We start from the raw sequence: 24,853 nt of genomic DNA, 5'->3' as shown, positions 1-24,853 counted from the left end.
AATTACGCGATGATGCAAAGTCCGACGTCCTGACGTAAAGGGACGCCAGAAATGTCTTCCGGAGCGTCTGTCTGACAATGTCTCTTGCTATTCCCGACTGGATGCCACTCTGGGCGCAGGTTCTGCTGCTCGGCTTTGGAATCGTTGTCCTTGTAGCGTTTCTGCTGATGCCTTTCGCCGTTTATGGCGTGAAAGGGCGGCTGTCTGAAATCGCATTGCAGCTTGAGGATGCGAGGGCCGATCTCCGCGTCCTGACCATGCGTGTCGGTGCGCTCGTTCCGGAGCAGACGACAGCCCGCAGGAAGCCCGAGACGTCAGCGCCACAGGAAGAGTGGATCCCGCCCGCTGCGGCGGCGCCTGCTCCCACTCCGGAATTTCAGCCGACGTCCGCACCGCGCGCCCGCGCGACCGGCATGGCCCCCTCACCGCTCCTGCCACCGGACATTGTGCAACCCGATCCGGAAGCAGCGCCACGCGCTCCTGTCACACGTGCGGATGACCTTTCTGACGAGACGCCCGCACCGGCCGAAAAACCATTTTCCATGCGTCGGGAACGGACGACCCCGTCTTTCGGCTCGTCCTCCCCGCTACGCGCTTCCGACGCCTATGAACCCGGTCCGCCACGTCCACCGGAACTCCGTGCAACGCGCCCGGAACGGGAGGCTCCCGCAATCCCGCCAGTGGACCGGTCAGCGGGCCGGATGCCCTGGCACAATGCGGATCGTCCCGAGGCCCCCGTCTTCTCGCGACAGCCGCCTCCTCCGACCGGGGCAGGCGACAAGCCTCCGGCTGACGGCCGCACGGAACCGGTTTTACGCTGGCCATCACGTCCGTCAGAGCAGCCTCCACACAGCGACAGATAACGTCCGATATTTTTCTGTTACACGGTCATGTGTATAATTGATGACAGAGAGTGCCGCTCATCCTGAGCCGCATAAAAGGACTTACTGCTGCCTTATGGCTACCTCAGGCCCCATTATCGCTGTCGTCGGTTCGGACGGAAGCGGGAAATCGACTGTTGGCACCGAGTTGCTGGCATGGATGCGCGAAACGCAGCCGACCGCTCTCTGCCATCTGGGAAAACAGAGCGGGGAACTGGGTCGGGCGATCGCCCGCCTGCCGTTCGTGGGCAAGAAAGCGGACCGCAGAATCGTCAGGGTCACCAGCAGCGCCCGTCAGACCCGCAGGATCGGTTTTTTCCCGGCCGTGGTCATGTTCGCGCTCTCCATGCGCCGCGTCATCCGTTTCCGCCGCATGCTCAGACTGCACCGACAGGGTATCTGCATTCTGACGGACCGCTATCCGCAGGTCGCCGTGCCGGGACCAATGGACGGACCGAGCCTGACCTTTTCTGCGCGCAACAGCGGCGTCGTGCAGTTCCTGACGATGCAGGAACGGGGTCTTTATGACTGGATGACCAGCACCGTGCCGGATCTGGTGATCCGCCTGAACGTCGATCTTGAGACGGCCGTCGCCCGCAAACCCGATCACCGCCTTGCGTCGCTTGAACGCAAGATCGCGGACGTTCCAAGACTGAGTTTCAACGGCGCACCGATCCTTGATCTGGACGCCACCGAGCCTCTGGATGTGGTGTTGGAAAAGGCCAAAAACGGCATCAGGGAGGCTCTCCTCCGCCATCAGGCACAGGCCAGGGATGGACAGACAGCATGTTGAGTCAGACCGACATGGTCTCGCAGCACTACGCCGCCTCACGATCAGTCAGCGCCTCCCGGGAAAAATCGCTGGCTCCCCTCGTCGCCCTGATCGGCTGTGACGGTGCTGGCAAAACCGCCATTTCCAATGAACTCGCGGCCCAGCTTAACCAGATCCGACCGACCCAGACCTTCTATCTTGGTCTGGGGTCGGGTGATCTGGGACGCAGGATCGGCACCATTCCGCTGATCGGACCGGCTCTGGAGAAACTGCTGACCGGCAAGGCCAAGAAGACCCGCTCCAAAGGCGAGAAGATTCCTGGCCCGCTGACCGCTCTGGTCGTGTACGGGTTTTCCCTTCTGCGTTACCGTCGTTTTCTGAAGATGCAGAATGCCCGAAGACATGGCGTCGCTGTCATCACTGATCGTTACCCCCAGACCGAGATTCCAGCGTTCTATGACGGTCCCGGCCTGTCCGCCGGCCGTCCCGGCAGCCGTTTTGTCGCGGCGCTCGCCCGCAGCGAACTGCGGCTCTACGAAAAAATGGCCGCCGTCAAACCGAATCTTGTGATCAAGCTGGATGTCGATCCGCAGACGGCTCTCAGCCGGAAGCCGGACCATGATCTGGCGACGCTCACGGCAAAGGTAGCCGCCACCCAGAAGCTGACCTTTGGAGGCGCACCGATCGTGACGATCGACGCACGCCCCTCCTATGATCAGGTCAAGGCAGAGGTGACGCGGCTATGTCGCCCCCTTGTTCTCGGAACCTCCTGAGCGGCCTGTGGGACGGCGTTTCCTGTTGCGTCTGCGCCCCTCACCCGTCATGAAGCACGGCGATGCCGGGTTTACAGCGCGCCCGGTTCAGGATGAAGCAGGACATCGTTCGGATCATTGGCTGTGAAAAACTGGTTTAATGACGGAATACTCAGGTCCGTCGTCAAGAAAGCAGGACAACTTGCTTCCACCAAACTGCTTGGCGGCATCATCGGACTTCTGGGGCTGGTCTGCACGGGACGTGGACTGAGCGCCGATCTGTTCGGCACGGTCATGCTCATTCACGCCTATGCGCTGGGCGCGTCGGCGCTGACGAAATCCCAGAGCTGGCAGATGATCATCCGGTATGGCGCGCCTGCGCTTACCCGCGGCGACACGTTGCCCGCACGGCTCGCCATCCGGTTCGCCTGCGCGATTGACGCCGTCGCGGGTGTGATCGGCATGATCGGCGCCATGCTGGCCCTGTTCTTTTTCGGCACGAAATTCGGCGTGAGACAGGAGCATATTCCGCTCGCCATCGCCTACTGCACGCTCATCCCCACCATGTCCTGCGCAACGCCAGCTGGCGCGCTGCGTCTGCTGGATCGTTTTGACCTGCTCAGCCTCCAGCAGATCGCCACACCGCTGATGCGTTCGCTGGGCGCGGTGACGGCGTGGATTTTCGGGCTGGGCATGCCCGCCTATCTGCTGTCGTGGTATATCGCAGACATTGCCGGAGACCTTGTCCTGTGGGGCATGGCTGTCGTTGTGCTCGACCGCCACAGAATGCTCGACGCCCTGCGCCCGAGCCTTTTTGCCGCTCCGCGCAGACTGCCGAAAGTCTGGAGCTTCATCTGGACGACCAACCTGAACACCACGCTGGCGGTGGGCAAGGAGCCGATCAGCAACGTCATCGTTGGCGGCATGCTGGGACCATCGGCAGTCGGCATTTACAAGATCGCCACTTCGGTGATCAATTCCGCGACCAAACCCGCCACGCTGATGGAAAAAGGGTTTTATCCGGAGATCATGCGGCTTGATCCGCACAGCACGCGCCCCTGGAAGCTGGCGCTGAAGACCGGTTTTCTCGCTGGGTGCATCGGGCTCGCCGTCGCTCTGGCGATCATGCTGCTCGGTCATCCTGTCGTCTCGCTTTTCGGCAAGAAATATCGGGAATCAGCGAGCCTCCTTATCATGATGGCGCCTGCGCTGATCATCACGCTCAGCGCCTTCCCGATGGAATCACTGCTTTATATGGCAGGCCGCCCGAAAGCGCTGTTTTACTCCCATATCGTCGGCACAGGCGCTTACATTGCGGCACTGGTCTATATGACTCAGCATTTCGGATTATATGGGGCTGGCGCTGCGTTTATCGTGGGACCGCTTCTGCTGTCGCTCTGTTCGCTGATCCCGACCGTCTATTGCTTTTTCAATCGCCGTACGATCGTCCCGCCGACCCCTATCCAGCTTGCTGCCGATGAAGCCGGGATGGAAGAAGAAGCTCTCGCAGAAAGCTGAGAGACTGTTCATAGGTCTCTCAGCTCAGTCTTTCTAAAATGCCAAAGCAGTTTTGATAAAGATTTTCCAAAAAACCTTATGGTATCCATAAACTTTTTTTCGTTTATTGCCTCTGAACCTCAGAGAAGAGATGCGCCAAACGCTTGATCAAGCGAAGATACTTGTCAAAACACTACGCTATAATGGATCTGGCTGATAAACAGATCCAACCCTTTTCAGGAAAGATCCGAACAGATCCTGTTCTCTCCGGGGTGCAGCAACATCTCCCTGAGGCTTTCAAACCGTTTCTGATCCAGAGCATGCGGCATTTCCAGCTCACGATGCTCCAGGCGCCAGACGCGCTCAAACCCCAGAACCAGCTGCTCCAGCAACCGGCGTCCTGATGCGCCCTGCTGCTCATTGCGTCCGATCATGACGCGCTCCGCCAGACCAAGAAGTCCTCGCGCGACATCAAACTCGCCGTAATCACAGGCAAAATGGGCGTCCGCCAGCAAACGGCGCGTGAGAGTACGGCCATTCCGGCTTGTTTTCCCTCTATCGTCAGCCCCTGATCCGGTCTCCGCCAGATCGTCACATCTGCGTCCGTAATCCATCACTCAATGCTGCCCGCACCACTTTGGTGTTTGCGGGTGAAAACGTCCCGCAAATCATGAAGGAATTCTTGGTGAAGATATTTCAAAAATCCTGAGAGAAAACCGCCTTTTGGAAAAAGGCGGCACCCGGAAATTTTTACTGCTTATTGCAGTCGATTACCGCGAAACAGTCTTCAACCGAAAACGTCGTTTTCAAACGCTTCTTCCCATGTTCCGGCCGTCGAAGCGCGGCTGTATTCCGTCGCACGGTTTTCGAAGAAGTTCGTATGCTCGACAGCGTTGAGCATGTCGTCCACCCACGGCAGCGGGTTCCGCTCAAGCGCACCATAAATCGGATCAAGTCCGATCTGTCCCAGACGACGATCCGCGATAAACCGAATGTACGCCTTGACCTGATCAGCATCCAGACCTTCGACCGGACCGGCTTCAAACGCCAGATCGATAAAGGCGTCCTCGTGCTCGACAATGGTCTCGCAGATTTCGGTGATTTCACTCTTGAGCCGATCCGTCCAGATTTCCGGGTTCTCATGAATGAAGGTCCGGAACAGACGCGCGACAGACAGACAGTGCAGCGTTTCGTCCCTGACGGACCAGCTGACAATCTGCCCCATACCCTTGAGCTTGTTGAAGCGCGGGAAATTCAACAGGATGGCGAAGGAAGCGAACAGCTGAAGCCCTTCGGTAAAAGCACCGAACGCAGCAAGCGTTTTTGCGATTTCATGCTTGTTGTCGACCGAGAAGGTCTGCATGTAATCGTATTTGTCCTTCATCTCCTTGTATTTCAGGAACATGGAATACTCGCTTTCGGGCATTCCAATCGTATCAAGGAGATGGCTGTAGGCGGCGATGTGGATCGTCTCGATATTGGAGAACGCCGACAGCATCATGAGAACTTCAGTCGGTTTGAAAACCTGACTGTATTTCTTCATGTAACAGTTATTCACTTCCACATCGGACTGCGTGAAGAAGCGGAAAATCTGCGTAACCAGATGACGCTCGCCATCATTGAGAACGCGATGCCAGTCCTTCACGTCATCAGCCAGCGGCACTTCTTCCGGCAGCCAGTGAACGCGCTGCTGTGTAAGCCAGGCGTCGTAAGCCCACGGATAGCGGAACGGCTTATAGACCGGATTGGCGGTCAGAAGATCGAATTTCTCATGTTCCTGCGTCGTCATCACGGCACCTGCTGTCTGGAAGGATGGTCGGAAAGAAGCGCAACGGCATTTCAGCTAGAACTGATAACGCTACAGCGGCTGAATTTCCAGAAATATAAAAGAAAAAGTCTTTATCGTACCGACGATTTTCTCATCCATGAAAGAACATCAAAAACGGGTGCGAGCGACTTTCGCTCACACCCGTTCAGATGGCTTGCCGAGCTTTACCTTATCCTACTGACAGGAAAGACATTCCTCGTAATTGCTTGGACCAGCGCCACTCTCTGCCTGAGGCTTCAGGTCCATCTCATGCTTCTGGGAGACGTTGCTGACCGTGTCGGCGCGCTGGATGGACAGGGAGCGACAGTAGTAGAGCGATTTGACGCCCTTCTTCCATGCCTGGAAATGAATCTGGTGCAGATCGCGTTTATGGACATTCGCAGGCAGGAACAGATTGACCGACTGCGCCTGACAGATGAACGGCGCCCGATCCGCGGCATGTTCGACAACCCAGCGCTGATCGAGTTCGAAGGCGGTCTTGTAGACGTCCTTCTCATCCTGCGTGAGGAAGTCGAGGTGCTGCACGCTTCCCTGATTCAGGGTGATGGATGACCAGACATCGTCCGTATCCTGCCCTTTTTCAATCAGCAGCTTTTTCAGATGCCGGTTACGGACAGAAAACGATCCGGACAATGTCTTCTGCAGGAAGACGTTCGCCGTGATCGGCTCAATGCCGGGGCTGGCGTTGCCGGCAATAATGGAGATCGACGCCGTCGGGGCGATGGCGAGCTTGTTGGAAAACCGCTCCTCAAACCCATATTCAGCAGCATCCGGGCAAGCACCACGTGTCCTGGCGAGCGCCTTGGAGGCTGCATCCGCCTGCTCACGAATCTGCTTGAAGATCTTGCGGTTCCAGACTTTGGCGATGACGCTTTCGAACGGAACCTTCCGGGCCTGCAGGAAGGAATGGAAGCCCATGACACCAAGCCCGACGGAACGCTCACGCATCGCCGCATAGGCGGCGCGGTGCATTTCCTTCGGCGCACGGTCAATGAAGTCCTGCAACACATTGTCCAGAAACAGCATTACATCTTCGATGAACTGCGGATTATCGTGCCAGTCATCCCACGTCTCGAGGTTGAGCGAGGACAGACAGCACACCGCAGTCCGATCTTTTCCGTGATGATCGATCCCTGTAGGCAGCGTGATCTCTGAGCACAGATTGGAGGTCTTGACCTCCAGACCGGCCAACTTCTGGTGCTCCGGACGGGCATTATTCACATGGTCGGAATAGACGATGTAAGGCTCGCCCTGCTCCATGCGTGCGGTCAGGATACGAATCCAGAGCGACCGCGCCGATACCTTGCGGATGACCGTATGATCCTTGGGGGACAGCAACGCCCACTGCTCGTCAGCCTCCACGGCGCGCATGAACGCATCCGTGACCAGTATGCCGTGATGGAGGTTGAGCGCCTTACGGTTCGGATCGCCGCCAGTCGGGCGACGAATCTCGATGAATTCCTCGATTTCCGGATGCCAGACCGGCAGATACACCGCAGCGGAACCGCGACGCAGCGAGCCCTGGGAAATCGCGAGCGTCAGGCTGTCCATCACCCGGATGAACGGGATGACGCCCGACGTCTTGCCGTTACGACCGACATTCTCACCGATGGAGCGCAGATTGCCCCAGTAGGAACCGATGCCGCCGCCACGGGACGCCAGCCACACATTCTCGTTCCAGAGACCGACGATGCCATCGAGACTGTCCGAGGCTTCATTCAAGAAGCAGGAAATCGGCAGTCCACGGGTGGTGCCGCCATTCGACAGGACCGGGGTCGCCGGCATGAACCAGTGGCGGGAAATATAGTCGTAGAGTCGCTGCGCGTGAGCAGCGTCTGCACCATAATAGGACGCAACGCGTGCGAAGAGGTCCTGATACCCCTCGTCCGGGAGAAGGTAGCGATTATCCAATGTGGCGCGACCGAAGTCGGTCAGCAGCGCATCACGGGAGCGATCCACGCGGACAGGATGATGCCCTTCAAGTTGCACGATATCGTCCAGCATATCAGGCTCGAAGAGAGAACCTTCATCCTCGGTATGGCTGGTGGGGAAACCGGAGAGGGTGTCAGACATGTCTGTAGTCAGGCTCACTCAGGTTGCTCCGTGCACTCAGGCAATTTTGGCAGAATCAAGGACACGGACATTTCGTCCCGCGTTGTGGGGACACAATATGCGGTATGCAGGCCAACTGCTAGCACAAGATGTAGGGCAAAAGCACAAAAAAAGTGTTGACGAATTAAACCCGGCAGCTTTCCGCCAAACAAAGCGGGGCCGCCGATTTCAAGTTCTATCTGTTCTTTTTTTGTTCTTAAAATCAGCTCTATGCAAGCCCCTCCTTACAGAAAGCGCATCGCATCCGAAAGGCCTGTCTCGTGGGGCCTTTTCTTTCTCCCGTTCTCAGGAAGAAGACTCACCGATCAGACCCGAAAGTTCCATTCTCTGCCGCGATTCTGCGATGCCGTCGCCAACCGCCAGAGCCGCTTCCAGCGCGCGACGCCCGGCCTGTGCATCCACCTTCACAGGAGCGCCATCCAGACAGGAGGCCGCAAAAGCCCGATGCTCGGCCTCCAGAGAATCGTGCTCTTTCCACGACGCCGCCTCCCGTCGAAAGCCTCCGGTCCCCGGCAGCGGCATCCCCTTCTCACGCCCGATCATCACCAGTTCACGTTTACCGAAGTCGGCGGACAGATAGCCCTCCGCAGAAAACAGCCGCATCTTGCGCTCGGTCTTGAGGGAAATACGGCTGGCCGTGATCGTCGCCACGCAGCCGTTCTCGAATCGTACCCGGGCGTTGGCGATGTCTTCATGTTCGGAGCTGACAGCCGCGCCGATCGCGTCGACCTGTGCGATCGGGCTTTCGACAATGGCGAGAATCAGATCGAGATCATGAATCATCAGATCAAGAATCACCGACACATCCGTGCCGCGCGGCTTGAAGGGCGCAATGCGGGTCGCCTCTATATAGAGAGGACGTTTGATTCGCGTCGTGATGGCCTCGTATTCCGCCGAGTAGCGGAGCAGATGTCCGACCTGCAGCACTTTCCCGGCATTGTTCGCCAGCGTGACCAGTTCATCGGCTTCCGCCAGAGTCGCCGCCATCGGCTTTTCGACCAGCACATGCTTCCCCGCCCGGAGCGCCTGCACAGCCAGCGTGAAATGCAGTTCAGCCGGTGCCGCGATGATCACGGCCTCGACCTGAGACAGCAGTTCGTCGAGATCATCGAACGCCTTCGTGCCCGCTTCCTTCGCCAGCGCTTCGGCCTTCGTCTGATCCGGATCGAACAGTCCGACCAGCGTCTCCCGGGGCGCCGCGGCTGATTTCAGGGCGTGGAACCGTCCGAAATGCCCGCACCCCACAAGCGCCACCCGTAGCGTTGAGGAAGAGTCGCCCTGAACCATGGTTTCACCCCTGAACCTGTTAGTGGATCGCAAGCAAGCACGGGAAACCGCTGATGGAAACACCCTGCCCCTCATACCGGCATGACCGTTTCGGCAGGGAGCGGCTTCTTCAGGCTCTTCCCTGGGAGAGATTCGCACCCACTTACGGGCCAGATAAAAGCCTCAGCGCACACTCCGGAAATAAGGCAGCCCCAAAGCTGCGGGAGCCTCCCCGCCACGACGGCCTTTCCGTCTGAACACGGCAGGTAGCATGATGAAGGCCAGCGTTCCCAGATAGGGCAGCATGTTCAGGACCGGCGCGGCGACAGGCCACCCCCTCGCCTGCCCCAGAAATCCGATGGCGCTGATGAGACCGAACAACAGCCCGCCAGCCGCCGCACTGAACGGTCTGAATCCGGCAAAAATGACCAGAGCGAGCGCGATCCATCCACGCCCCGCAACCATGCCCTCCGACCAGCTCGGAATGACCGCCAGACTGAGATAGGCCCCCGCCGCGCCCGCCAGTGCTGCGCCCAGCGTGACATACCAGAAGCGTATGGCTCTGACCGGGATGCCCGCCGCATCGGCAGCGGCAGGATTTTCACCCACGGCACGCATATTCAGCCCATGACGCGTGTGAAACAGCAGCCAGTGACACAACGCAGGCAGCAGAAAATAGGCCGGAACGATCAGCAGATTCTGCGCGAAAAAGGCCGGACCAATGATCGGCAGCGCCGACAGGACGGGAATCGACACAGGCGCAAACGTTACGGGAACCGGCATGCCCGCCACCGAATGGCCGATAACGGCGGACAGACCGACCCCGAGAAAAGTTACCGCCAGCCCGCACAGAACCTGGCTCGCCTGCACGAAGACCGCCGCGCTGGCGAACGCCATGCCGCCCAACGCTCCGGCAGCGGACGCCGCCAGCAGGGCAAGCCAGGGATTGCCGGTCGAGATCGCCGTCAGAACGGCCGTGGCCGCGCCGACCGAGATCAGTCCTTCCACGCCCAGATTGGTCACTCCCACGCGCTCGGCCATGACTTCGCCCACGGACGCGATGGCCAGAACGCCACCAGACAGAACGGCGGTTGTCAGAAGGGCCGTCAGCATCTCGATCATGATGCCTTCCTCACTGTCCGTCCCGTTGCGGGCGTCACGACACGGTAATGCGCGCACTCATCGGCAATCGCCACGAGCAGCAGGACCAGCCCGGTGATGGCCAGCACGACCGTCGCCGCGACCTGCTGGGTCTGAAGCACGATCCCCACATCGAGAATCAGCGCCATGAGAAAGGCCGCAGGGATCACCGCGAGGCAGGACCCACGCGCCAGCACAGCCACGACGATTCCGAGGTAACCGAAGTTATCCGCCATACCGCCCTGCAGCCGATGAACCGTTCCTGCGACCTCGAACATGCCAGCCAGCGCCGCCAGCGCCCCGGACAGCAGCATGGCCGAAATGATTCTCACCCTGACCGGCATGCCGGCGTACCGCGCCATACCCGCGCTGGCCCCGCTGATCCGCACCTCATAGCCCCAGCGCGTGGAAGACATGATCGCTGCAAGACCGCCCACGATCAGAAGCGCCAGAGGAAATCCCCAATGCACGACGCCCCATAGATCCGGGATGCTCACAGGCAGGCGCTCCGTTGAGGCCAGCGCCCCGGTCACGCGGTCACGCCACGGGCCGGTCGCCAGCCAGTAGACCAGCAGACCCGCCACGAAATTCAGCAGGAGCGTGGTGATGATCTCGTTCACATCAGCAAAAGCGCGGGCCAGGGCTGGCAGCAGAATCCAGATCATTCCGCACAGCATCGCCGCAAGCGCCATCAGGGGCAGAATCAGAATCGCCGGACCATGAATGAACAGTCCCACTCCGGCCGCGCCGGCCGCGCCGAGATAGAACTGCCCTTCCCCGCCGATGTTCCACAGCCCCATGCGCCGGGTCACCGTCACCGCGCCGCCAGTCAGCAGCAGCGGCGTCATGAACAGCGCAAGGTCTTCCAGCCCGAAGCGTGAACCTATGGTGGAGGTCAGAACCAGATGCGCCAGTTCCCCGACATTCCGCCCGGACATCGCCAGCAACAGACTGACCACAATCACCGAAACCAGAATCGCGATGGCCCGACAGACCAGAATCCTGCGGGCCGGGGCTGTCGGAAATCGTTGAAAACGGCTCATGTCAGCGCCTCCGTCTGCACCGATGCGCCACTGGTGCGTCCGCCCATGAGCAGACCGATTTCCTCGCTGTCGGCAGTTATGGAATCGAGCACGGCCATCATGCGACCACCGCACAGGACACCGATCCTGTCGGACAGGCCGAGCAGTTCGCCCAGATCTTCCGAGACGATCACGACCGCCACGCCTTCATCGCGCAGACTGGCGAAATAACGATGCATGGAGGCAATCGCGCCAATGTCGAGGCCACGGCTGGGATAGGCCGCCACCAGCAGTCGTCGGGCGATGCGCATTTCCCGACGCGCAACAAGGCGCTGCTGGTTACCTCCGGAAAGATTACGCACAGGCATGGAAAAGTCGGGAATGGTTACGTCCGCCACTTCGGCAATCGTCTCCGCAAGCGCATGGGCTTCGGTTGCGCGGTACAGCACACCGCTGCCAATCGGGGCACGATCATATTCCCGCACCGCCATATTGTCCGTGATCCCGAGAGACGGCGCCAACGCGCTGTTCAGACGATCCTGCGGGATATGTCCGACACCGGCTTTGGCGAAGGCCGCCGCTCCGGACGGCGCGGCCTGTCCATCCAGCAGAATCGTTCCCGCTGAAGGTGTTATCAACCCTGTCAGAATCTCGGTCAGTTCACGTTGACCGTTTCCGGCGACACCCGCCACGCCAAAGATCTCGCCGCCGAAGATATCGAGTGTCACATCTGAAAGCGTGACGACATTCTGGTCATTGCGGACCGTCACATCGCGCAGACTGATCACCGGAGCAGTGCTGACCGGGGCGGCATCGCCAGAGCGGGCGTGCAGATCCTGCCGCTGGATGTCATGCCCCACCATGGTCGCGGCCAGCATGTTTGGCGAGCAGTCAGCCGTCGCCCATGTGCCCACATTCCGACCGGCTCGCAGGACCGTCACCCGGTCAGTGATCTCCATCACCTCGTCGAGTTTGTGACTGATGATGATGACGGCATTGCCTTTTGCACGGAAGGCCCGCAGCGCCGTGAACAGTTCGCGCGTTTCCTGCGGCGTCAGAACGGCTGTCGGTTCATCAAGAATGAGCAGGCGCGCCTCACGCGACAGAACGCGCAGGATTTCCACGCGCTGCTGTTCACCGGCGGAGAGTGTCTCCACACGGGCGGCGGGATCGACCGGAAAGCCGAAACGCTCAGACAGTTCGCGTGTCCGCGCTTCAAGCACAGCGCGGGAGGTGCGTTTTGGCGTCTCGCTCCAGCCGAGATGGATATTCTCCGCCACGGTGAAGGCCGGAACCAGCTTGAAATGCTGGTGAACCATGCCGATCCCTGCCCTGATGGCGTCCTGCGGTGTCGCAAACTCCGCGCCATAGCCGTCAAGGATGATCTCGCCCGCATCGGCCTGATAGATGCCGGTCACGACATTCATCAGGGTCGATTTTCCCGCGCCGTTTTCGCCCAGAAGCCCGAGAATTTCTCCCGGACGCACATCCAGATTGACGTCCTCGTTGGCGATCACGCCCGGAAAATATTTGGACACGCCAAGCAGTTGCAGAACCGGTGGCGTACCGTTCCCCTGTTTCACAGGATCAGCCAAGACCTGTCATCCCCTGCACACCCCAGTCCCACTGATAGATCGCCATGTCATTCATGGTTGTGCCCGCCGGAATACGGATGGCGCCGTTATTGTCGCGGATCGGTCCCTGAAAAGGCGAGTATCCGGCGAGTATTCGATCACGCATCGCATCTGCCTGTGTTCTTACATTTTCGGGAACCGTCTGCCCCCATATGTCACGATCCACACCATGCGCCATGGTGAGAAAGTTACCTGCGGCTTTCCATGTGCCGTTCAGCCTTGCGCGAACCTGCTCGATATAGAACGGAGCAAAATCGAGCATCACGGAACTGACATACGCATTGGGGCCGAAACGGCGCATGTCGAGATTCCACATCGCGGCTTTCAGACCACGACTTTCCGCAACACGCAGATAAGCCGGTTCGTCCGTAATACCACAGAGGAAGTCACAGCCGCTGTCAGCCAGAGCCGTGGCGGCCTGTGTCGCGGCCTGCGGGTCGAACCATGAGTTGGTTGATACAGCCTGCATCGTGCAGGCCGGATTGACCGACTGCGCGCCAAGAAGCGTTGCGTTTGCACTGGCGAATACCGACGGGATCGGAAATGTGCCGACATATCCAAGCCTGTTCGTTTTGGTCATGAGACCAGCGGCAATCCCGATGACATAGCTTGGATACCAGTGTGTGACGTAATACCAGCCAAGATTACGGGTAACGGACGTGCCATCACATTCCAGAAACGCCACTTCCGGAGCGCGGTCAGCCACATCCTTGATGAAATCGCCATAATTCGAAGTGCCGAGGACCATGTTCGCCCCCTCCGCCACAAACTGACGGAAAATACGGGTTGCATCAGCGGAATAGGGCACGCTCTCAACATAGACAGTACGCAGTCTGGGGAAGGCCTTTCTGACAGCCTGCACGCCCATATCGTGCGCTGTGTCCCAGCCTCCATCGGTGATCGGCCCTGTATGTCCGAAAGCCACCAGAGCATCTTCTTCCTTTACAGGAGGCAAAGAGAGGATCGGAGTTGCGGCATGTGCAGCAAGTGGATTCAGCAGACCGCCAGCCGCCAGAGAGCCAGCCCCTTTCAGAAATCTGCGTCGTTCGGGCAGAAGCAGCGCATTTTTACGGAGAACGGGAAACGTGCGCGTCACTGCGGGCCTTTCTTTGTCCGGACACCCTGTGACGTCACAAAGGCCCATACCTCGTTTCGAAAACGTTCTGACAGGTTTATTGAGCCTGCCTCCCCGGTCAAGACAGATCGGAGGATTTGACCAATAAAATTCCAGCGTTTTCTGCTTTGCTCACAGCGTCTTCCAATGGCGCGATACCGCGGCATGCGTCCAGAACGATCACGCTCTCCAATCCATCGTTCTGTGCGTCGATAGCCGTGGCCGTCACGCAGTAATCCAGCGCCAGTCCCGTTACAAAAACGCGCTCGATCTTTCGCTCACGCAACCAGTCTTTCAGGATCGTGCGTGTTACACCATCATTTTCCAGAAACGCGGAATAGCTGTCCACTGACAGCGACTGTCCCTTGCGCAACTCCAGACTGACCGCCTTGCGATCCAGGGTTTCCGCCAGTGCCGCGCCGGACGTATCGGCGACACAGTGCCGGGGCCATGGCCCACCCTGCTCCCTGAAAGAACAATGGGCGGCAGGGTGCCAGTCCTGCGTTGTGATCACCGCACCGAATGGCAGAGTCATCAACCGGTTGATGACAGGGATCACCACGTCGCCCTCTGGCACAGCGAGAGCGCCACCCGGCAGAAAATCATTCTGGACATCGACGACCAGCAGGGCGTCGGCGGAAGAAATCTTTATCATTCCGTAATGGTAACGCACATCGTTCGGTCTGTCTTTCTTCTTCTGCGGGGTGACTGTTCGTTGCCCGCTTCAGTCTTGAGGGCTATGGCTGCACGGGATACCTGACCGTCTGCACAGATCCGGAGCCCGAGATGTTCATCATCGGCAAAATTCTGACCATGATCATGATGCCGACAGCTCTGCTTGTCGAAATCCTCCTCATCGGACTTCTCCTGCGTCGCTCCCTGTTCGGACGCGCACTGGTCACGTTTGCCGCGGCGGCTTTCGCGATCTGCCTGTTCTTTCCTGTGGATCAGTGGGCGATCAGACCAATCGAGGATCGCTTTCCGCAGATCCGAACACCACCCGAGCATGTGGACGGGATCATTGTTCTTGGTGGCTCGATCGATTGTCTGACCAGTCAGGATCGCCAGACCCCGGTCACGGGCGCGGCGGGAGACCGCCTGACCACGTTCGTGGCTCTCGCCCGGCGCTATCCGGACGCCAGGCTCGTCTTCACGGGCGGCTCGGGTGATATCGAACAGGGCATCACCAACGAAGCGAAATGGGTGCGTCTCATCTTTGAAAGTCTCGGCCTGCCTGATGACCGCGTGATCTATGAAAACCGCTCACGCACAACACGGGAAAACGCCACAGACAGTTTTGCTCTGGTACATCCGAAACCTGACGAGACATGGATTCTGGTCACATCCGCCAGCCACATGCCCCGCTCCGTCGGCGTCTTTCGCAGGGCCGGATGGCGTGTTCTCCCCTGGCCGGTCGGTTACGTATCCCGCGATCATCTCCATAATTACTCCCTCTCATTGGGAAACCGTTTCGCGATTCTGGACTGGGCTGCTCATGAGTGGATCGGCATGGCGGCATACCGACTGCGAGGCTGGACAGATGCGTTCTTCCCAAAGCCTGAAAAGACTGATTGATGACACCTGTTTCCAAAACAATCACATCTGGTGACAGCACCGCGTCAGTGGCGCGTCTTTCGCCAACATTCAGTCTGACGGATGAGCAGAAGCACCTTGTTGACGATATTGTCGGGTTCTGCCGAAAGCACATTCATGACAGACAGGCCGTTCTGATTCTGGAAGGTGACGCCGGAACAGGAAAAAGCCTTGTCCTGAACACAGCCTTCTCACGGATTCAGGAAGAAGCGAGAAGTCGTGACAGCAAGCTTCCCCTACAGGGGACCAGTAATACCCTTCTCGTCAATCATCCTGAAATGATCAAACTCTATCGGAATATATCCGCCAATATTTCCACCCTTCGCAAGAAGGACTATGAGCGCCCGACCAGTTTCATCAACACCCTGTACAAGACCGCGGGACAGGCCGATATTGTTTTCATTGATGAATCCCATCTTCTGCTGACACGCAGCGATCCCTACAACCACTTTCGCCAATCGAACCAGCTTGAGGAAATTCTCAAGCTGGCGCGCGTGGTTGTCATGGTGTTCGATCCTCGTCAGACCCTGAAATTCAAGGGATACTGGGATGACGCTCATCTCCGGACACTTTTGCAGGACATCCCCACCGAGACGATTCATCTGACAGACCAGTTCCGCGTGCAGGCTCACCCTGACGTCATGCGCTGGATCAGGGCTTTCTGCGATGGCCAGTTGCTCTCCTTGCCGGAAAAGCAGGAATTCGATTTCCGGATCTATGATGATGCAGAAAAGATGTACGAAGACATCCGTGAATGCGACCATCGCTGCGGCCTGTCACGCATTCTGGCCACCTATGACTTTCCCTATACGCTGAACGGGAATGATCACTTCGTGCAGACCGGCTCTTTCCGTCTACGCTGGGACAGAAACCAGCCATCTCACCCGCTGCCATGGGCCGAACGGCCAGACTCGATTGATGAGGTCGGCTCAGTCTACACCGTGCAGGGGTTCGATCTGAATTATGCAGGCGTTATTCTGGGGCCGTCTGTCTCCTACGACAAAACGACGGACCGAATCATTCTTGATCCCGCATTTTATGAAGACAGCGCCGCCTTCATCGGACGCGGGGATTTTGGTGATACAGACACAGCCAAACGCCATGTCATGGCCAACGCCCTGTTCGTCATCCTGACACGCGCCCGCAAAGGCCTGTTTCTCTACGCGCACGACGATGCGCTGAGAGCCCGGCTGCACACGCTCTGGAACGATCGGACCTGAAGGTCCGTTTCTTTCTCAGACGTGCAGCACATTCTGACAGATGGAGCGGGAAAAAGCGCCTGAATCGAGCTCGTTCGGCAGGAGGTCAATGAGTTTCAGTTCATCGGCATACTGCGCCATCTGGTCACGCAACCAGTGTCCCAGCAGATGAACTGGTGCGGGCTGATGCGCCAGCATATGTTTGACGTCATCATCGTTCATATCAGGCATATGGCTCGAAAGAAGCTCCGCCGTCTCATCGCGATGCTTTTCAATCCAGCGACAGGCATCCCGCAGGGCCAGAACAACAGCCAGAGCGCCTTTTGGGTCTTCCGAAAGAAAATGACTGGAAAGCCCGAACACCTTGCTCACCCGCTGGGCATAATTCCCTGTTGTCGATCCGGCGAGTTCGGCCAGAAAAGACTGATTCTCTGACAAAAGCTGCCAGCCATCCGGATCGTGCAGGACCACACCATCCACTTCCCGACCATCAAGAGCCTGATCGATTCTGTCTTCCGAAACGGATCGCCAGAGCACCTCGGAAGGGTTGATGCCCTTTCGTCTCAGCAGGACAGAGAAGAAGCGCTGATCTGCCGCTTCCTCATTCAGGACAGCAATCTTTTTGCCGACCACGCTGTCGATTTTTGTAATTCCGATATTTTTCCGCACCAGCAGCCGGAACGTGCCTGCACTCAGGCCCGCGACCAGTTTTGCAGGCACGCCAGCATGCAGCCTCGGGAGCCATGATAATGCGGCCGCGGCTGCACCCGCCACTTCCCCACGGGTAAGCGCGTCAATCGCCTGATGGCCTGTGATACAGGGACGCGCCGTGATCTCAAGATTGTAACGGCTGAAAAAACCCCGTTCCTGCGCGACAATGAACACCGGATCGTTTTCTGGCGATGGCCACGCCAGAACAAGGCTTCTCGACTGTCCATCAGGCTCCTGAAGAGCCTTCCTGGGATGGGTAAACCGCCACCCCATTTCACCCAGCACGCCGGTTCCGACAACCGCACCCGCCGCTACCAGCATATTCCGCCGGCTGCTCATACCGCTCTTCTTCCCGGGTTTTCTGTCCATCTACCAGGCCTTCTTCCCTGCGGCTCGTTCACTGCCGGAACCTAGCTGCCCGGAGGCTGTGATAATGTCAAAGCCGCATGAAAAAAATCCTCACAAGAGGGGTTTACGACGGTTTCAGGGTTGGCTATACGATCGCCAACAACTGGTCCCGAATAGCTCAGTTGGTAGAGCAAGCGACTGTTAATCGCTGGGTCGTAGGTTCGAGTCCTACTTCGGGAACCACTTGTTGTTATTTTTCCCTACAAAATCAAATATTTACGCCATTATTCTGAATGGTCGTCCTGCATGTTGTCCCTCTTGCGGACAGACATTCAGAGCGCTCCCCTGAGGCTTGGAGAGACGTTTTCAGCCCGCCACGTGCTCCAGCGCATCCTGAACAAGGCGGTTCAGACTAACGCCGCGGGCGGCTGCCATCTCGACGGCCCGCGCGTGCGCTTCAGGCGGCAGGCGCACCTGAAACTTGCCGGAATAGTGCTTCACAGGCTCGATGCCCTTCTCGGCGCACATCTCCAGAAAGACGCGTAGGGATGTTTCCCCTTCCTGTCGGAGACCTTCCACACTGTCGGCATAAAAGTCAGCCCCGCCATTCAGGCCAACGAACTCGCCCCGAAACAGGCCGATTTCAGGATCAAACTGAATGACGGCCCGATGGCCGCTTATCTCCATCATATTGTTCATGGCGTCACCTCATTCTGCTCAAGCCATTTGCGCACCGTTGCGACAGCGCCCTTGTCAGTATCCGGTTTGGGGTGCGGGCGATGGAAGACCCGGACTTCTCCAAACAGGAACACGCCAACGCGGGAGCCTTCCCGTTCTGACACCTCCCCACCCAAAGCAATGAACAGGGCTTCGATATCAGCCCATGGCACATTGCCGGAGACGGGACGCTTGAAGATAAGCTCCAGCGTGCGGCGATGTTTGGCTTTTATGAATAAGTGATACTATTTTTCAGTATCACAGGCAACATATTTATCTGCTGAGTCGGCAGGCATAGACCCCAATCAGCGCAGCCTCTGCCCGTCCGTCGTCTTTCACGCGTTTGAACTGGTCGGCTGCTGTCGGGAAAAGCTGCATCGCTCTGGCACGCGCCCCGCCCTTATCGGCAGGGCAGCCGGTCGCCTTCTTCCAGACGGCTGGCGTCACGGTAGTTAATGGCTTGCCAAGGGCAGCAGCCACGCCCTCGATGACGCCAACGCCACGACCGAATGCAAAAGCCCCCACGGCACCCTCGCCCGGTCTGGTGGAGACCTTCTCAAGCCATATCTCCGCCGGGTCGTGCACCCGCAGCATCGTCGCCAGTAATGGGGCGGACACGACGTTGCGCTGCTTCTTCCCAACTGTGACGGCCACGGTCGGCATGTCGAAGATCTCGATCAGGTCTCCGGTGTCGGACAGGATGGCGATGGCCCCGCTGTTGCCGGGGTCGATTGTGGCGATGGTCATGCTTTCACTGAACCCCTCTTGGTGCCATGCGCGCCAGCAACTGAGAACTGCTAAGCCTATCGTGGATTGCCGATGATGCACGGTCGATTATCCCGCCAGAACGCCACGGCAGCGGCCATTCCCTCGCTTCCCTCAATCACTACTCGAACCATCCTTCACTTCGTATTCAACCGACCGAAGCAACTGCCCCGACCAGACAAGAGGCTTGCCTGCTGGCGCACTCGCCCCAGCTTCCAGATCGGAAACGGCCTGAAGGAAGTCGTCCTTCGTATAGTCTCCAGTCGGGAAGCGGTCCTTGAGAAGGTTTGTCAGAGGGCTATTGGCCGGCGCGTCCATCGAGACAATCTCGTCCCGCATCTGCGTCACCATCTTCTCACCGCACATCGCCATCGCTTTCTTGGCGTCCAGATCGGACGCTTTCAGCGCAGCAGCCATGAGCGCGGGCCACTTGTCTTTGTTGTTGGCAATCGTGTTTCGCATAAAGGGACGAGGCGGCGCGGTCTTGGTGCCGAACTCATTCCACGATGCCACCTGTGCAACCGGCGTCCCGTCCGGGTAGGTTTCTCCTTCAAAGAATCCGACCTGAACGTGGGCACCGTCCGCTACCTTCTTTTTCAGACGGGCGATTGCAGCGCGCCAGCCGGGGCCGCCTGTCGATTTCATCGGCATTGCGAAGATCCTTTACGCCTTGAGGCGGGCTGACCGGCCCGAGATGGGAGAGTCTGGGGCAATCGGCATGTTCTGCTTGCCGCGCCCGCGCCCCATCTGACGGAACATGGCCCGTGCTGCATCCAGCGGGGCCTGCGCAGCATTGACCCCCAACTGTTCAAGGCCAGCCCGATAGATTTCAGCGCTATCCATCCCAATGACTTCATCGCCGAGAAGAGGCTTTACGTCGTTGATAGCGCTCTGATGGTCCCGATTAGTCCGGATTACGCGTATCGCCGCATCCATGGCGGGCGACTGATCCTGCAGCACCAGACCTTTCGCCCGATCGTATTCATCAGGCGTCAGATCCTCTTCGAGCAGAGCAAGCAACTCGGACGTACGCAACGCCAGTTCCGGCGCATCTTTACCTTCACTCTGGCGAACATCGACGCATTCATCGAGTAACTTCCAAACATCAGTGATGACATCGGTGCAGAGACGACTGTCGAGAAAGGACTGGAGGGCATCCCGAGTTGATTGTTTCATTTTGGGTCTCGCATTATTGAAAGTGTGGGGAGAGAGCCCCGTGCTCTCTCCCGCTCGCCATCGCGGAGAGGAGAATATTTCTCCCATGGCTTGTCGGTGTTTTTGACCGCCACTTGCCGACTTGGCGGGATGACCTATTTGACTGAGAAAAGACCTCGTTTCTGCCGAGGTGTTTTGATTTCAGGCTGGGCAGGCACTGAGGAAGGCTGGGAAGATTCTGAAGATGGTAGGGGAGTTTCTGCGTCCGCCTGAAGACCTTTCATGGCCTGAACCCATGCTGACAGCCTTTCCTGATCGGCTGCCTCTCTCATCCGCTTTCCAGCGCCAAGATCGCCATCCCCGGCAGGATCAAATTTGCGTTTGATGCTATGGTAGACACCTTCTTTGGTGAGAACATCCATGATCGCGTAACAGGTGCCGAGCTCCTGCTCATGGTGACGTGTGGTTTCAATAAGTGCTGCCCATTCAGGGCTCGATTGAATGACCTGAGAAGCGGTCTGGTTGGTTGAACTCTTCGCCGCGGCCAGTCTTCCTTCATAATCAGGAAGACGGGTCTTCAGTTCCACGAGGGTCTGTTCCGCAGCCTCAAGCTCGTCCCGGGCTGCGGCCAGCGCGTAACGCTGCTGATTGATCTGTGCAGTAGCGGGTGCCCGGCCTTCTTTTGCCGCCGAGATCAGTTCGTCCGGATCCGTCTTGCGTGCGGTAGTCAGGGCATTCTCCGCGGCCTCGACAGCATCCCTCATTTCCTGACAGCGGGTGCGAGCCATATCGATAGCTTGCCGCGTGGCCTGCTGGGTTTCCCGTGCGGCGTGCTCCTTGGCAATAGCGTCGGCAAGGTGTTGCCGGGTTTCGCTGGTCATGCTCATCACCCCTTACGCCTTGAGACGCGCTGATTTGCCCGACAAAGGAGAGTCATCGTCCGGCACCGCATCCATCGCAGGCTGGAAAGGGCGTGATGGTGCACCCGTAGGTTTGGCAATCTGGGAAGCCATATCGAACATTGCTGACATACCCTCATTGGATACGCCTGCCGTGTCGTAACCAAGCGTCTTCAAAGCCTCGCGATAGAGGCTATGGGCGTGATCCATTCGCAGGGCAGCATCCATCCCGATGATGGGGGCAACGCGGGTCCGGGCGACTTCTGCCGTCCGGCGACGGTCATGCTCCAGCTGCATCGCGCCTTCGAAAGATCGTTGATTCATAAGACCATACTCCATGATTTGTGGGGACGTTGAGATTTGTATCCAGCGAAACTCGGCATACGCGGCTTCGCTTTCTGTGAGAGGACGCCTGCAATTGAGTTCACGAGGTCATCGTGACTGCCGGGCGCATGATCGACAGAATCCTTGCCACTGCGGGCAGTGCGTCGTTCCAGACCGCAGAACTGACGCTCGATCAGCTTGATATCGAGAAGTTCGACCTTGCCAGCGTTCAGCTTCGGCAATGCTTCAAGGTAAAGACCCGATCTGTCCTTTTCGCTCAGGACATACTGGATGCCGTGCGCCCTGAACCGTTCACGCGGCCACTCTCCGCCGTAGCGATCTCCGGTGACAGACTTCAGGCCATAGGACTTGATGGTGTCGGCAATCTCTTTCGTCGCGGCGTCGGGAGAGAAAGGGGCCTTGATCTCGCGGACACAATCAAGAACGGTGATGTCACCTTCATCGTGAGCAATGGCCAGCGTGAAGCTGTCCGAAGAACCGCCGCTCGGGTCGCAGAAGGCGCGGTAGAGATTGGTCCGGATGAAGGGCACCTCGAACCGCCCCGGGATCGTACAGGCCTGCACCACTTCAGGAGAGATGAAGGAAGCGATATCCGTTCGGAACTCACCACCATATTCTGCCGAGGCGGCCTCAGGATCTTCCTCGTAAGCCTGCGCGATTTCAGCCGGGTCGATGGACGGGTTCATGACCGCCGTGCCAACTTTCCACACCAGCGTTGTCGCACCCTCCACACCAAAGTTCTGCCGGTAGGTTTTCCAGAGCGAGCCACGCTTGGCATAAGGGGAAGAGGCGAGGAGCAGCATTGATCCCGGGATGGTCGCGAGACCCGGACGCAGGGCACGCAGGATCTCCTCATCGGGGTTCGCGCCGCTGTCATCGCGCCAGAAGGCGGTCTCGTCACAGAGCACGGCGGCGTAGGTGTAACCACGTGTCGCCCGAAAGCTGGCTGTGCCGATCTCGATCACGACACGCCTGCGCTCCATCTCGATGCTCTCGTTGGTCTCCTTGCTGACCTCAGCCTCGATGGCCGGAACCGAGGCGATCAGACCCCGCACGTAGCGGAAGATGGAGCGTGCCTGCTTGCGGTCGGCAGCAATGATGCCAACGGTGGCGACTTCACCGGCTGACAGGACATCCCGATAATCCCTCAGGCAGGCGAGAGACGTTCCCAGCAGGGCAAGGATGCGGCTTTTGCCTGCACGACGCCCACAGATCAGCGCCGCACGCCTGAAGGACTGCACAGGGAGGTCAGAGCGGCCCGTGCACTCCCTGACCAGCTCTTCCATACCTTCGGGGATGGGCTGGGCCTGAAGGACTGCGAGAAAGGCTCTCCAGCGGTCCCATGTCTGCCCTGTGAACTCCGCACCGAACAGGTCGGGGTCATCCATTGCTTCCAGAGCAGTGATATCGCTCATGCCACTGCTTTCCTTTTGGCCAGCAGGGCATCAAGGCGAGGCGCAGGGTCAGGCTCATCCGATGGCGGGGGCTGATCCAGACCCAGACGGGCAAGGAGCTTTGCCATCGTGTTCGCCCAGGCGAGATACTGGCGGGCGTCACGTTCCGCAGGGGCCGCTCCGGCCATCTTCCCATCCAGAAGAGACAGATGCACGTGAAGCCATGCCACCCGGTCCACAAGCATCGCCTGCGCCACAGACGGCTTCCTGCCAAGCTGTGCAAGCAGTTCCGAACGAGTGCGCTTGAGCAGGCGTGCTTCCTTGCTGCGACCGTCCAGTTTCGCCAGAGCATCAGGTGCGGAGTATGGGGATAAGCGCCTCATACAGTATTCGTATCACGTTCATTTTTCGCAGTTCAAGTGTATATGTGTGGTTTGTAGAGTATGTTCTTGGTTATTACTTCATACAGTGATGCGCTATGAGTAGGCATGACTTTTCCTGAGTGCATAAATAGGTGGTATTTTTCTTTGAATTATTTTTCCACACAAACGCCCTCAAACTTGAGGTGGTCGGTTCGGTTTCTGATATAGGCACCGAATAAACGACACAAACAGCTTTAATCGGCCAATTTTGTTCATGATTTCGTTCAATGCCCTGCACAGTGTCCCTCTTAAAGACTGAGAGACCGCCGGATCAGAGATTTTCTCGACCGCGTGGGAAGTGGTCCCGCAAGTAAAACTCCGGGCGGCTGGTGTCAGTCTTCGGGCTGGCCATGGCGATTGATTGGAGATTTCACAGCGTCTTGGAAGTTCAGCGCGTGAGGGAAGGCTGGAAATTTTTCAGTGTCCCAAACAACCCGCTATGTGGGTTCGAATCCCACCCGGATTCACACCTACCGACATTCCGGTATGCCCCGCGCCAAAGACCATATCTGGGCTTTGGGAGATTTCTACGATTAACTCCGTGCTTCCAATTTCCGCCACCGTGGCAAGAAAAGCTGATCATAGCAGACACCTTTTCGTCGTGCAGGTGCGGACCCGCATTCAGTCGATTTTTGAGAGGCTAATGGTCAATTCAACCCTTCATCATGGATCATATCTGAGCCATCTGGGTCTCGTTTCCAGAAACGACCCCTCGTCTGAAATTCGGACGGTTGCGAAAACCATTCTCCTGATTTGGGGAGCTGTCCTCACATAGTCCAGATTTGGACCATCTCCCGCACGGAACTTGCACGGAACCTGCACGGGAAAATAGACCGCACGGATGGTCTATTTCCCTATAGGGTTCCGAGATCCATCCGTGCACGGATTATACACGGAAGTTACACGGATCATTCCTCATGTCCTTTGACCCATTTTGCGGATTTAGGAAAGCCATCGGGAGACTGAATACCTTGGGATTTGCCGTTGTTGGATCTCTTGAAAGTCTCAACTGTGCATCCCGATGCCAACAAATGATCCAATGCAGCTTTCTGCGCCTTCTGCGAGGTAATGCCATTCTCGGAAAACAGACGGCGCACAGATCGCGTATCATTCGAAAGCTTCGGACTCCACGGTCCTTCTGAAGAGCCTTTCGCAATCCCCGCCTCAATCGCCATGCGCTGCTCCAGCCCCACGGTGTCGTCAGGCGGTGACCAGGGCAGCATGGCCGCCACACTGTCCCCATTCGGTAACTCGTAAGCCTGACGCTCGAACCATTCTTCACGACCA

26 protein-coding genes and 1 tRNA gene are annotated in these 24,853 nt (G+C 58.1%); 7 read left to right on the top strand and 20 right to left on the bottom strand.

Annotated features, from left to right (window positions below):
* Nucleotides 1–77 precede the first annotated feature (77 nt).
* The 4 genes from GVI59_RS15970 to GVI59_RS15955 all read left to right on the top strand — a co-directional run bounded on the left by GVI59_RS15970 (nucleotide 78) and on the right by GVI59_RS15955 (nucleotide 3,923).
* A complete protein-coding gene (locus GVI59_RS15970) occupies nucleotides 78–863 on the top strand; it encodes a hypothetical protein (RefSeq protein ID WP_173575089.1) in 786 nt (261 codons plus the stop codon).
* Between the two features lie 94 nt (nucleotides 864–957).
* Nucleotides 958–1,674, top strand: coding sequence for a nucleoside/nucleotide kinase family protein (locus tag GVI59_RS15965; RefSeq protein ID WP_173575088.1), 717 nt, complete (start codon nucleotides 958–960; stop codon nucleotides 1,672–1,674).
* Entirely contained in the window at nucleotides 1,668–2,426 is a 759-nt protein-coding gene (locus tag GVI59_RS15960) for a nucleoside/nucleotide kinase family protein (RefSeq protein WP_242013166.1), read from the top strand. The genes GVI59_RS15965 and GVI59_RS15960 overlap by 7 nt, the downstream gene beginning before the upstream one ends.
* 123 nt (nucleotides 2,427–2,549) lie before the next feature.
* The gene (locus GVI59_RS15955) at nucleotides 2,550–3,923 is read left to right on the top strand and encodes a lipopolysaccharide biosynthesis protein (protein ID WP_338422113.1); all 1,374 of its coding nucleotides are present in this window, start codon (nucleotides 2,550–2,552) and stop codon (nucleotides 3,921–3,923) included.
* 215 nt (nucleotides 3,924–4,138) lie between these two features.
* Here the strand turns inward: GVI59_RS15955 and GVI59_RS15950 are convergent, their stop codons facing one another.
* The 9 genes from GVI59_RS15950 to GVI59_RS15910 all read right to left on the bottom strand — a co-directional run bounded on the left by GVI59_RS15950 (nucleotide 4,139) and on the right by GVI59_RS15910 (nucleotide 14,673).
* Nucleotides 4,139–4,516, bottom strand: a complete 378-nt coding sequence (locus GVI59_RS15950; protein ID WP_173575086.1) for a hypothetical protein — start codon at nucleotides 4,514–4,516, stop codon at nucleotides 4,139–4,141.
* A 173-nt stretch (nucleotides 4,517–4,689) separates the two neighbouring features.
* Nucleotides 4,690–5,691 carry a ribonucleotide-diphosphate reductase subunit beta gene (locus tag GVI59_RS15945; RefSeq protein WP_173575085.1) on the bottom strand — a complete coding sequence of 334 codons (1,002 nt, stop codon included), beginning with the start codon at nucleotides 5,689–5,691 and terminating at the stop codon, nucleotides 4,690–4,692.
* Nucleotides 5,692–5,904: 213 nt separating this feature from the next.
* The gene (locus GVI59_RS15940; protein WP_173575100.1) at nucleotides 5,905–7,803 is read right to left on the bottom strand and encodes a ribonucleoside-diphosphate reductase subunit alpha; all 1,899 of its coding nucleotides are present in this window, start codon (nucleotides 7,801–7,803) and stop codon (nucleotides 5,905–5,907) included.
* 324 nt (nucleotides 7,804–8,127) lie between these two features.
* Nucleotides 8,128–9,129, bottom strand: a complete 1,002-nt coding sequence (locus tag GVI59_RS15935) for a Gfo/Idh/MocA family protein (RefSeq protein WP_173575084.1) — start codon at nucleotides 9,127–9,129, stop codon at nucleotides 8,128–8,130.
* Between the two features lie 162 nt (nucleotides 9,130–9,291).
* A complete protein-coding gene (locus GVI59_RS15930) occupies nucleotides 9,292–10,230 on the bottom strand; it encodes an ABC transporter permease (RefSeq protein ID WP_173575083.1) in 939 nt (312 codons plus the stop codon).
* Nucleotides 10,227–11,291 carry an ABC transporter permease gene (locus GVI59_RS15925; RefSeq protein WP_173575082.1) on the bottom strand — a complete coding sequence of 355 codons (1,065 nt, stop codon included), beginning with the start codon at nucleotides 11,289–11,291 and terminating at the stop codon, nucleotides 10,227–10,229. Before GVI59_RS15925 ends, GVI59_RS15930 begins: the two co-directional genes overlap by 4 nt.
* On the bottom strand, nucleotides 11,288–12,865 hold the full coding sequence (locus GVI59_RS15920; RefSeq protein ID WP_173575081.1) for an ABC transporter ATP-binding protein: 1,578 nt from the start codon (nucleotides 12,863–12,865) through the stop codon (nucleotides 11,288–11,290). Before GVI59_RS15920 ends, GVI59_RS15925 begins: the two co-directional genes overlap by 4 nt.
* Nucleotides 12,858–14,000, bottom strand: a complete 1,143-nt coding sequence (locus GVI59_RS15915) for a BMP family ABC transporter substrate-binding protein (protein WP_173575080.1) — start codon at nucleotides 13,998–14,000, stop codon at nucleotides 12,858–12,860. The genes GVI59_RS15920 and GVI59_RS15915 overlap by 8 nt, the downstream gene beginning before the upstream one ends.
* A 97-nt stretch (nucleotides 14,001–14,097) precedes the next feature.
* Nucleotides 14,098–14,673 carry a nicotinamidase gene (locus tag GVI59_RS15910; RefSeq protein ID WP_173575079.1) on the bottom strand — a complete coding sequence of 192 codons (576 nt, stop codon included), beginning with the start codon at nucleotides 14,671–14,673 and terminating at the stop codon, nucleotides 14,098–14,100.
* 131 nt (nucleotides 14,674–14,804) lie between these two features.
* Between GVI59_RS15910 and GVI59_RS15905 the strand changes: the two genes are divergently transcribed.
* On the top strand, nucleotides 14,805–15,593 hold the full coding sequence (locus GVI59_RS15905) for a YdcF family protein (protein ID WP_173575078.1): 789 nt from the start codon (nucleotides 14,805–14,807) through the stop codon (nucleotides 15,591–15,593).
* Complete coding sequence (locus GVI59_RS15900) at nucleotides 15,593–16,831, top strand: DUF2075 domain-containing protein (RefSeq protein WP_173575077.1); 1,239 nt, start codon at nucleotides 15,593–15,595, stop codon at nucleotides 16,829–16,831. The genes GVI59_RS15905 and GVI59_RS15900 overlap by 1 nt, the downstream gene beginning before the upstream one ends.
* 15 nt (nucleotides 16,832–16,846) lie before the next feature.
* Here GVI59_RS15900 and GVI59_RS15895 read toward each other — a convergent pair whose 3' ends face one another.
* Nucleotides 16,847–17,860 carry an ABC transporter substrate-binding protein gene (locus tag GVI59_RS15895; RefSeq protein WP_173575076.1) on the bottom strand — a complete coding sequence of 338 codons (1,014 nt, stop codon included), beginning with the start codon at nucleotides 17,858–17,860 and terminating at the stop codon, nucleotides 16,847–16,849.
* Between the two features lie 176 nt (nucleotides 17,861–18,036).
* Between GVI59_RS15895 and GVI59_RS15890 the strand changes: the two genes are divergently transcribed.
* A tRNA-Asn gene (locus GVI59_RS15890) sits at nucleotides 18,037–18,112 on the top strand.
* A 123-nt stretch (nucleotides 18,113–18,235) separates the two neighbouring features.
* On the opposite strand, the gene GVI59_RS15885 is transcribed toward GVI59_RS15890, so the two are convergent.
* The 10 genes from GVI59_RS15885 to GVI59_RS15840 form a co-directional block, all read right to left on the bottom strand.
* The gene (locus tag GVI59_RS15885; protein WP_173575075.1) at nucleotides 18,236–18,568 is read right to left on the bottom strand and encodes a type II toxin-antitoxin system HicB family antitoxin; all 333 of its coding nucleotides are present in this window, start codon (nucleotides 18,566–18,568) and stop codon (nucleotides 18,236–18,238) included.
* Entirely contained in the window at nucleotides 18,565–18,819 is a 255-nt protein-coding gene (locus GVI59_RS15880) for a type II toxin-antitoxin system HicA family toxin (RefSeq protein ID WP_173575099.1), read from the bottom strand. The genes GVI59_RS15885 and GVI59_RS15880 overlap by 4 nt, the downstream gene beginning before the upstream one ends.
* 40 nt (nucleotides 18,820–18,859) lie before the next feature.
* On the bottom strand, nucleotides 18,860–19,333 hold the full coding sequence (locus GVI59_RS15875; protein WP_173575074.1) for a RuvC family protein: 474 nt from the start codon (nucleotides 19,331–19,333) through the stop codon (nucleotides 18,860–18,862).
* Between the two features lie 132 nt (nucleotides 19,334–19,465).
* On the bottom strand, nucleotides 19,466–20,002 hold the full coding sequence (locus GVI59_RS15870; protein ID WP_173575073.1) for an HK97-gp10 family putative phage morphogenesis protein: 537 nt from the start codon (nucleotides 20,000–20,002) through the stop codon (nucleotides 19,466–19,468).
* Between the two features lie 12 nt (nucleotides 20,003–20,014).
* Complete coding sequence (locus tag GVI59_RS15865) at nucleotides 20,015–20,527, bottom strand: hypothetical protein (RefSeq protein ID WP_173575072.1); 513 nt, start codon at nucleotides 20,525–20,527, stop codon at nucleotides 20,015–20,017.
* 134 nt (nucleotides 20,528–20,661) lie between these two features.
* Nucleotides 20,662–21,387 carry a hypothetical protein gene (locus tag GVI59_RS15860; protein WP_173575071.1) on the bottom strand — a complete coding sequence of 242 codons (726 nt, stop codon included), beginning with the start codon at nucleotides 21,385–21,387 and terminating at the stop codon, nucleotides 20,662–20,664.
* A gap of 12 nt (nucleotides 21,388–21,399) precedes the next feature.
* On the bottom strand, nucleotides 21,400–21,729 hold the full coding sequence (locus GVI59_RS15855) for a hypothetical protein (protein WP_173575070.1): 330 nt from the start codon (nucleotides 21,727–21,729) through the stop codon (nucleotides 21,400–21,402).
* On the bottom strand, nucleotides 21,726–23,165 hold the full coding sequence (locus tag GVI59_RS15850; protein WP_242013164.1) for a hypothetical protein: 1,440 nt from the start codon (nucleotides 23,163–23,165) through the stop codon (nucleotides 21,726–21,728). Before GVI59_RS15850 ends, GVI59_RS15855 begins: the two co-directional genes overlap by 4 nt.
* Nucleotides 23,162–23,527: a hypothetical protein gene (locus GVI59_RS15845; RefSeq protein ID WP_173575069.1), complete on the bottom strand. Its 366-nt coding sequence runs from the start codon at nucleotides 23,525–23,527 to the stop codon at nucleotides 23,162–23,164. Before GVI59_RS15845 ends, GVI59_RS15850 begins: the two co-directional genes overlap by 4 nt.
* 947 nt (nucleotides 23,528–24,474) lie before the next feature.
* On the bottom strand, nucleotides 24,475–24,853 hold a 379-nt coding region (locus GVI59_RS15840; RefSeq protein WP_173575068.1), incomplete at its 5' end, for a hypothetical protein.

Source organism: Acetobacter sicerae (genome assembly GCF_011516765.1).
Classification (GTDB): domain Bacteria; phylum Pseudomonadota; class Alphaproteobacteria; order Acetobacterales; family Acetobacteraceae; genus Acetobacter; species Acetobacter sicerae.
Note: the sequence above shows the minus strand (reverse complement) of the source record. Positions and strands in the feature narration are given on the sequence as shown.